This is a genomic window from Alteromonas sp. MmMcT2-5, from assembly GCF_022348315.1.
Lineage (GTDB): Bacteria > Pseudomonadota > Gammaproteobacteria > Enterobacterales > Alteromonadaceae > Alteromonas > Alteromonas macleodii.
This window is the reverse complement of record NZ_JAKRFB010000035.1, coordinates 38,604-45,117: the sequence shown is the minus strand read 5'-3', so window position 1 is coordinate 45,117 and position 6,514 is coordinate 38,604. Positions and strand designations below refer to the sequence as shown.

At 46.3% G+C, this 6,514-nt stretch carries 8 protein-coding genes; all 8 read right to left on the bottom strand.

Translation table 11 applies throughout. The annotated features are described in order from the left end of the window. Nucleotides 1-279 precede the first annotated feature (279 nt). On the bottom strand, nucleotides 280-780 hold the full coding sequence (locus MHN09_RS14690; RefSeq protein ID WP_187446180.1) for a phosphatidylglycerophosphatase A: 501 nt from the start codon (nucleotides 778-780) through the stop codon (nucleotides 280-282). 41 nt (nucleotides 781-821) lie between these two features. After that, the gene (gene thiL, locus MHN09_RS14685; RefSeq protein ID WP_239241216.1) at nucleotides 822-1,787 is read right to left on the bottom strand and encodes a thiamine-phosphate kinase; all 966 of its coding nucleotides are present in this window, start codon (nucleotides 1,785-1,787) and stop codon (nucleotides 822-824) included. 48 nt (nucleotides 1,788-1,835) lie between these two features. Beyond that, complete coding sequence (gene nusB, locus MHN09_RS14680; protein ID WP_012518940.1) at nucleotides 1,836-2,258, bottom strand: transcription antitermination factor NusB; 423 nt, start codon at nucleotides 2,256-2,258, stop codon at nucleotides 1,836-1,838. Between the two features lie 12 nt (nucleotides 2,259-2,270). Continuing rightward, the gene (gene ribE / locus MHN09_RS14675) at nucleotides 2,271-2,744 is read right to left on the bottom strand and encodes a 6,7-dimethyl-8-ribityllumazine synthase (RefSeq protein ID WP_014950088.1); all 474 of its coding nucleotides are present in this window, start codon (nucleotides 2,742-2,744) and stop codon (nucleotides 2,271-2,273) included. A 243-nt stretch (nucleotides 2,745-2,987) separates the two neighbouring features. Continuing rightward, nucleotides 2,988-4,088, bottom strand: coding sequence for a bifunctional 3,4-dihydroxy-2-butanone-4-phosphate synthase/GTP cyclohydrolase II (gene ribBA, locus MHN09_RS14670; RefSeq protein ID WP_239241215.1), 1,101 nt, complete (start codon nucleotides 4,086-4,088; stop codon nucleotides 2,988-2,990). Between the two features lie 20 nt (nucleotides 4,089-4,108). Further along, on the bottom strand, nucleotides 4,109-4,771 hold the full coding sequence (locus MHN09_RS14665) for a riboflavin synthase (protein WP_014950090.1): 663 nt from the start codon (nucleotides 4,769-4,771) through the stop codon (nucleotides 4,109-4,111). Between the two features lie 20 nt (nucleotides 4,772-4,791). Next, complete coding sequence (ribD, locus tag MHN09_RS14660) at nucleotides 4,792-5,931, bottom strand: bifunctional diaminohydroxyphosphoribosylaminopyrimidine deaminase/5-amino-6-(5-phosphoribosylamino)uracil reductase RibD (RefSeq protein ID WP_239241214.1); 1,140 nt, start codon at nucleotides 5,929-5,931, stop codon at nucleotides 4,792-4,794. Between the two features lie 50 nt (nucleotides 5,932-5,981). After that, nucleotides 5,982-6,431: a transcriptional regulator NrdR gene (gene nrdR, locus MHN09_RS14655; RefSeq protein WP_012517538.1), complete on the bottom strand. Its 450-nt coding sequence runs from the start codon at nucleotides 6,429-6,431 to the stop codon at nucleotides 5,982-5,984. Nucleotides 6,432-6,514 lie beyond the last annotated feature (83 nt).

The window sequence follows — 6,514 nt, the reverse complement described above, 5'->3', positions numbered from 1 at the left end:
TTTGCTTTGCTAATTGTTTAAAGTCGTCGGCTGTATGCATATCAAAATCACTCGAATATGAATACCACTATTAGATCAAACTTTTAAGACAATTGGTATGAGACCGCACCTTAGTTTGGGCATGGAAACTCCTAACCAAGTGCACGATCGAAAAGGCCAGCTACTAGAGCTGGCCTAAAAACTGTCAACCTATCTTAGGACGGGTCATAGTTTGCTCACCGTCAACTGGCTTTCCTTTGAGGTAAGTCTAACAAAATGGCGGCGAATATTCGTAATGAATTAAAACAAAGCCAATGCGGCAGGCCAAAACGCTATTAATAAATGTAGACAACCGCATGCCATGGCGCCAGCGATAAGATCGTCAAGCATAATACCTGTACCGCCGTGTAAGCGCTTATCGATAATACCTATTGGCCAAGGCTTTAAGATATCGAAAAGCCTGAATAGAATAAAACCTACAAGCAAAGAGGACGCTGAAATAGGTACAAACAGAAAGGTCACAAACATGCCCGCTATTTCATCCCACACAATAGAGCCGTGATCGTGAACCTGCATATCGTCAGCAGTCTTGCCACACAGGTAAATGCCTACAACTGAGAATATCAGCGTAAGCGCGATAAAGGAAATTAGGGAAATCTGGCTACAGGCAATAAGTAGGGGCAACGCAGCAAGTGAGCCAAAGGTTCCCGGCATGAAAGGAATAAGTCCACTGCCAAAACCTAGTGCAAGAAAATGCACGGGATTTTTCATACTCACTCTAGCGCGAAACTCAGCCTGCATGCTTTTTCCTTTTTATCGCTTTTGTCGGACAAATAGGCCGCCTAAAAGGCGTGCTCGTAACCTGACACGTTAACAGGTGTGTACTTTTCGTTGTCTTTGAGCAATGAAAGTGTGCCGTTATGACCGGTTAATTGGCCAATACATGTGGCTTTCACGTTTGTGCTTGCCAACGAGGTTTCAAGACTTCCGCGCTGCTCTTCACTTACAGTGAAAATAAGCTCATAGTCATCGCCTGCAGACAGCGCGTATTCGATAGCTTGCTCAGGTGTAACCGCGCTTGTTAATGCTCGTGACAACGGTAAACGCTCTACATGAACATTTGCACCGCAATTAGACGCTTTTAGGATATGACCTAAATCTGAAATTAAACCATCAGAGATATCAATGCACGACGTTGCAATACGTCGGATAGCTGTGCCCACCGCTACGCGAGGAGTTGGGAAGTAATGACGATTTACCAAGACATCTTTCGCTTCACCACTTACACTCAGCTTATTTTGCAGGATGTCTAAACCTGCACCTGCGTCACCAAGCGTTCCCGTGACATAAAGCCAATGACCTGGCTTAGCGCCGCTACGCGTTAGCTCAGAACCTGGCGGTATGAAGCCTTGAGCTGTAATCGTGAACGCCATTGGGCCTTTAACCGTATCGCCACCGATTAGCTGTACAGAATAGTACTGAGTTAGCTCATAAAGGCCCGAAACAAAGTCATCTAGCCAAGTTTCGTCGACTTCCGGTAATGACAGAGATAAGCTAATCCACGCTGGCTCTGCGCCCATTGCGGCAAGGTCGCTTAAGTTTACCGCCACTGTTTTATACGCAACAGACTTCGCCGGTGCGTCTTTCAAAAAGTGCACACCTGCAACCAGGGTATCTGTGGTAACGGCAAGCTGTTGGTTTTCAGGAACCGTTGTTACAGCACAGTCATCACCAATACCAATAACAACGTCTTTGCGTTTGTGGCCGCTGTTTGAAAAGTAGCGGCCGATAAGATCAAATTCTTTCACGGTAATTTTTAAACCCTTTTAGCGGCAGTCCATGCCGCCACGGTAAGGTTAGTCGCGCTCGTCTTTGCGCAATGTGCGCACTGCTTTGTCCAGTGCACCATTAATGAACTTGTGACTTTCTTCAGCACCAAATGCTTTAGCAAGCTCAATCGCCTCATTAATAATTACGCGGTAAGGGACGTCAATGCGCTCGGTCAGTTCCAGCGTCGCAATGCGCAAGATTGCTTTTTCAATAGCGTCTAACTCTTCAGGCAAACGGCCAAGGTAAGGCTTGATGGTCGCATCAAGTTTACTTGCGTTGTGTGCAACACCGCGAAGCAGAGCTTGGAAATACGCCATATCTACCTTTTGCATGTCGTTACTGGTGGCTAGCGCCAGTTCAACCTGCTGAATATCGTTGTGACTCATTTGCCATGAATACACGCCTTGCAGAGCGAGTTCACGGGCTTTACGACGAGCTGAAACTTTCACTTAATGTTTACCTTAAAGCTTTTCAACAGCATCGATAACGTTAACCATTTCCAGCGCACCAAGTGCAGCTTCTGCACCTTTGTTGCCCGCTTTGGTTCCTGAACGCTCGATAGCCTGTTCAATTGAATCTGTTGTAATTACGCCAAATGATACGGGTACACCGTATTCAAGAGAAACTTGCGCAAGACCTTTGTTGCATTCGCCTGCTACAAAATCAAAGTGTGGCGTACCACCACGAATAACCGCACCTAGTGCGATGATGGCGTCAAATGACTTTTTCTCAGCTAATTTCTTAGCTACTACAGGTAACTCGTAAGCACCAGGTACACGTACTAACGTGATATCGTCATCACTCACTTCACCGTGACGCTCTAGTGTATCTAGTGCACCTTCAAGTAAGCTTTCAACTACAAAGCTATTAAAGCGTGATACAACGATAGCAAATTTCTTACCGGTTGCTCTGATATTACCTTCAATTACCTGCATGGATTCATTCCTCGAGAAAAAACGGCGCGAAGTATACCACAACTGCGCCCAAACTAAATCGATTGTTTCTTTAACTTCAACTATTCGTAAACGGGTACGTTAGCTTAACTCAATGTGGGAAGGGAGTGCTTGTCGAAAACCCTCCACCGCATGAATGCGGTGGCGGAGCGTACAAGGATGTATTCACCGCGTGTTTGCGACGAGCACTCCCTCTCCACTTTAGCTCCGCCCTACAGCTAAGTACTAGTCGTGCACGTACTCCACTACTTCAAGGCCGTAACCTGAAAGTGCGTGATATTTAATTGGTTTACTAAGAAGACGCATTTTGTGTACGCCCATTGATGCTAGAATTTGACTGCCTACACCAATAGTGCGTGACGATCCCTGCCAGTCAGCGCCAGTCGGGCGCTCGCCTCGGTCTTCTGCGGCAAAGCGGCGTACCTGACTTTCAATATGCTCTTCTTTACCTAATAGCACCAATACGCCACCGTCTTCTGAAATTTTGCGCATGCCATCTGCAAGCGTCATCGAGCGATGAATACCGCGGGTAGACCCAAGAAGATCACTAAACGTATTGTGAAGGTGTACACGTACAAGTGTCGGCTCATCTTCTTTAATTTCGCCTTTTTTAAGTGCGAAATGAAGTTGGTTGTCGATGCTGTCTTTAAACGTGTGAAGCTCGAAATCACCATACTCGGTTGGCATATTGCATTGAGCGACCTTTTGAATGGTGGTTTCGTTGAGATTGCGATATTCAATTAAATCAGCAATGGTGCCGATTTTAAGATTATGTTTTTCAGCAAACTTTTCTAGTTCTGGACGACGGGCCATCGTGCCGTCTTCATTGAGGATTTCTACAATAACCCCAGCAGGCTCTAACCCTGCCAAACGCGGTAAATCTACACCGGCTTCTGTGTGACCTGCGCGGTTTAACACGCCACCGTCTTTAGCAATTAGCGGAAAAATATGACCCGGCTGTACAATGTCTGTCGCTTTCGCGTCTTTCGCTACAGCAGCTTTAATGGTTGTTGCGCGATCTGCCGCCGAAATGCCTGTGGTCACGCCGGTTGCCGCTTCAATAGACACAGTGAAGTTGGTAGAAAATTGTGCTTCGTTTTTATCCACCATAAGCGGAAGGTTCAGGGTGCGACAGCGCTCTTGCGTCATTGGTAAACACACTAAACCGCGAGCGTGGGTTACCATAAAGTTAATGGCTTCAGGCGTCACATGCTCTGCCGCCATTATCAAATCGCCTTCATTTTCCCTGTCTTCGTCATCCATCAAGATAACCATTTTACCTTGGCGAATGTCTTCAATAATTTCTTGTGTAGTGTTAAATACCATGTTGTGTGCTTCTTGTAGGGTTATTTTCTTAAAAATCCGTTCTCGGCAAGAAATGCCATGTCAATGCCTTTGCTTTTTGGTTCGGCGGCTTTGTCGCCCAACATCAGTCGCTCTAAATAGCGCGCAATAACATCAACCTCTAAGTTCACCGCTGTGCCCACCTTATAGCTCCCCATAATGGTTTCTTGCAATGTATGAGGAATGATCCAAAGCATAAATTCTGCGCCATTAACTTCGTTAACAGTTAAGCTGATACCATCAACGGTGATACTACCTTTATGCGCAATATATTTAGCCAAGGCTTCTGGCGCTTTTACCCAGAACTCTACGTAGTCTGAGTGCTTAATGATTTGTGTAACCTCGCCTACACCATCAACGTGACCGGAAACGATATGTCCGCCTAAACGGTCGCTTGGACGCATCGCTTTCTCAAGATTCACCGTAGAGCCTGCGCTGTAATGTGCAAAGCCTGTTAATTTGATGGTCTCTGCCGACACATCTGCACAATAATAATCGGGGCCCATATCAGTAACTGTTAAGCAAACACCATTGGTCGCAATACTGTCGCCGAGTGCGACATCAGACATATCAAGCGTAGGCGATGAAACGGTAAGTCGAATATCGTTGCCACGGTTATCAAGCTTCTTAATTGTACCTAGCGCTTGAATAATTCCAGTAAACATAAAGTTCCTCTTTAATCGCGTTAACCACGGGTGTTGCTAACATCAGGACGGAAGATAAGCTTAATATCGTTACCCACTTGACGATTTTCAATAAGCGAAAGCGAAATACATTCATTTAGCGACGTGAACGCGGGTAAATTAACCATACTGACTCCCTTATCACCTAAAAGCTTAGGCGCTTGGTAGCATATAAGTTCATCCACCAGCCCTTCTTGCAATAATGCACCGGCAAGGCCAGGGCCTGCTTCCACCCAAACTTCATTGTATTGCTTGTCACCCAATGCTGACATTAGCGCATGTAAGTCGAGCTTACCGTCTTTTTCGTCCAGTTGGAGATAGTGCTGAGTAGCGGTGTCTGGGTGAGCCTGTGACGTCGCCGTGAACGTAATATTGCCGTCGTTAAAAAGTGTGTAGTCTCTACTAAGCTTACTTTTGCTATCTACAACCACACGGGCTGGCTGGCGGATATGATCTAGTGGATACTTTTCAAACTGAGCCTCTTTTTCACGAACTAAGAGGCTAGGGTTATCGGCTTTCACCGTACCTGAGCCTGTGAGCACCACGCAACTTTGTGCACGATACTGTTGCACATCCCGCCTTGCTTCTGCACCAGTAATCCACTGACTCACCCCATTTTGAAGGGCTATTTTTCCATCTAGGCTAATGCCTAATTTCACGCGAACAAAGGGCTTACCAGTAAGCATGCGTTTAATAAACCCAGGGTTTAGCGCTGCGGCCTCAGCAGCCATCACTTCGCTTACCACTTCGATGCCTGCTTCCTGCAGAATGCTAATACCGTTACCGCATACGTTTGGATTCGGGTCGGTCATAGCAATAACAACACGCGCTACCTTTGCTTCTACTAAGGCAACAGCGCAAGGCGGTGTGCGACCAAAATGACTACAAGGTTCAAGTGTAACGTATGCCGTCGCGCCCTTTGCGCCTAGCGGACGTGCGTTAGATGCTTGTCTTAATGCATGCACTTCGGCATGGGGTGTACCAGCTTGAATGTGATATCCCTGACCAAGCAATTGATTGTTTTCGTCAACAATTACACAGCCTACGCGAGGGTTAGGAGAAGTGGTAAAACGCCCTTGTTGGGCAAGCTGAATGGCTTTTGCCATCCAAAAATAATCGTTTTTAACCGTATCGTGGTTCACTTGGATTCCTGTTGTAGCCCTAAGTGCCTAATGTTTGAGAGGTCGCCGACTTAATCTCCTAATCGCGCAATCTCTTCTCCGAATTCGCGAATATCTTCGAAAGAGCGATAAACGGAGGCGAACCGGACATAAGCAACTTTGTCGAGTTCTTTGAGGGCTTTCATAATTAGGTTGCCGAGCAGTTCACTGCTCACTTCACGTTCACCGGTTGCGCGCAACTGTGACTTAAGTGAGAGGATACATTGTTCAACTTTTTCTGTGCTCACAGGGCGCTTTTCGAGTGCGCGTTGCAAGCCTGCACGAAGTTTATCTTCGTTAAACGGTTCACGAGAACCATCGCGTTTAATAACGCGAGGCATCACGAGCTCGGCACTTTCAAAGGTCGTGAAGCGCTCGTGACACACCATACATTCACGGCGTCTACGCACCTGTTGCCCTTCTGCAACCAAACGAGAATCAATGACTTTTGTTTCTTGTTCTGAACAAAACGGGCAAAACATGAATAATCCTTAAATATTGCGTACTTAGGTATCTAAATTAAACCTAGACTAGTTAGTCCAGCATTAGTACCAAAGTACGCAAT